Consider the following 2,284-nt stretch of genomic DNA (forward strand, 5'->3'; position numbering starts at 1 on the left):
GGCGAGCGGCGGCGAAGCGGCGGCAGGCGGCCTGGCCGGCCGCCAGAGAGGAGCGTCGGAGGGCTTGAAGCTGGGGCTGACGCGCCTCGTCGTCGAGGCAACCGGCTCCGGCTCGGCCGCAGGCGGCCTCGTCGGCCATTATCAAGACGGTGCTGCCGCGCAGCTCGAAGTGTTCTTCGGCGAGGCGGGAGCGGTTCGCGCCGCAGGAGATGAAGCGGCGGCAGGCGGCCTGATCGGCCGTTCGGAAGAGAGCAATGTTCTGAGCGGAATCAAGGCCGAAGCGGCCTCGTCCGCTCCCGGCGTGACGGGCGGCGGCTTCGCCGGCGGCCTGGTCGGGGAGAAGACAGGACGCGGCATCGCCGCTTGGGACGTGCGGGATGCGTCGGTCAAGGGCTTGGCGGTGACGTCGCCTGCGGGCGTGCAGGCGGCTTCGGTCGGCGGTCTCGCCGGCCGCGTCGAACGCGCTGCGCTGCATAGCATTGAGATTGAAGCCGCGTTGAATGCCAAAGGAAGAAACGCGTCGGCGGGCGGCGTAGCCGGACGCGCGCAGGACGTCACGATCCAGGATGCCAGAATGTCCGGACCGATCGCCGCGACACTGGATGCCGGCTCTTCCGGCACGCTCGCTGCGGGCGGCATCGCCGGCGAGCTGAGCGCTTCGGACCGCGATGCGGGGCTCGACTTCGGCGGGCTCTACCCTCTTTATCGCGGCCTTTACCAGACGCACTACAGCGGCAAGCTCACGCTGGCTGCCGGCGGCGGCGACTCGGAATTGCTGGCCGGCGGTCTTGCCGGACGGCTGCTGCAGGCGTCCGTCTACGAGTCGGACAGCCGCGCGGCTATCGCCGCCGGCACGGCGGGCACGGTCTCTGCGGGCGGCATTGCCGGCTACAGCAGCGGCATTCTCGTCCATGCCGATGCCCATGGAGGCATCGACGCCTCCGGCGCCGGCCTCTACCGGGCCGGCGGCCTCGTCGGCCAAGGCGAGGACGGAGAGATCCATTACAGCCGCGTCCTGCCTGAGGACGGAGCCCGGATCGTTGTCGGCACGGCCGTCACGATCGGCGAGAACCTGCCTGCCGCCTACGCGGGCGGCTCGATCGGCCAAGGCGACCGCATGGAGGTGACGCGCAGCTCCGCCTCGATCCCGGTCGAGGTGACGGACGCCAACATCGACACGACGCTGTACGCCGGCGGCTTCGCCGGCCTGCTCGGCGACGGCGGCAACGGGAACGGCTCGATCCGCTACTCGTACGCAGACGGAGCGGTGAAGGCATCCGGCAAGCGCGGCTCCTATGCGGGCGGCTTTGCCGGCTCGATCGAGCGCTTCGCTGTCGAGGACAGCTATGCTTCCGGCAGCGTGAGCAATGCCGGCCAGGACACGCGCACGGGCGGCTTCGCCGCCGCCGTGGAGCGGACCGGCGCCGTGAAGCGCTCGAACGCGCTCCAGGGCGTCGTCTCCACGACCGGCCTCGCGGGCACGACCCGCTCGTATACCGGCGGTTTTGCCGGTTACAACGACGGAACCATCGACGGAGTCTATGCCTCCGTCGGCGAGCTGACCTCGAATGCCAAGGGCACCGACACGTACAAAGGCGCGCTTGTCGGCTACAACTTCCGCGACGGCCGCATCCTCGCCTCGGCGTACACCGGCAGCGGCGCGGCTGTCGGCCGCAACGCCGGAGCCGCGGCCTCGGCCGAGGCGGTCCCGGCTCGCGATCCGCTGACTTCCGGCGCCTGGCGGAACGCGGTCGATCCTTCCATCCTGCGTCTGCCCGGCAGCGGCGAGATCGTCATCGGCAGCCGGGAGCAGCTGGACGGCTACGTGCTGCTGAGCAACGATACCGGCCTCGCCTACTTCCGCCTGTTCGACCGGAAGGCGGCCGCCTCTCCGCTCGGCACGGGCGACAAGATCCGGCTGGCGGCGGACATCGATCTGTCCGCCTTCGGCTGGACGCCGCTCCAGCATTTCGACGGCGAGCTTGACGGCGGCGGCTATCGTCTCCGCGGGCTTCGCGCCGATGCGGGAGCAGGCGGCGACGCGGCGTTCACGCTCGTGAACCGCGGCCGCATCTACCATCTGCAGCTCGACGGCGCGGACGTCAAAGCATCCCGCCATGCGGGGCTTGTCGCGGCCGTGAACGCGGCCGGCGGCGAGATTCTCGGCGTAACGGCCGAGGGCGGCGTCAGCGGCGGAGAGAGCGCCGGCCTGATCGCCGGCGTCAACGAAGGCCGCATCGTCCAGTCGGGCACGGCCGGCAAGGCGCAGAGCGCTGCGAGCGCC

At 71.0% G+C, this 2,284-nt stretch carries 1 protein-coding gene; it reads left to right on the forward strand.

Translation table 11 applies throughout. The features are described 5' to 3' along the window. Positions 1–2,284: hypothetical protein (locus tag PHU01S_RS26070; RefSeq protein ID WP_218032507.1), on the forward strand; the 2,284-nt coding region annotated here is incomplete at both ends.

This window comes from Paenibacillus humicus NBRC 102415 (assembly GCF_004000905.1).
Classification (GTDB): domain Bacteria; phylum Bacillota; class Bacilli; order Paenibacillales; family Paenibacillaceae; genus Paenibacillus_O; species Paenibacillus_O humicus.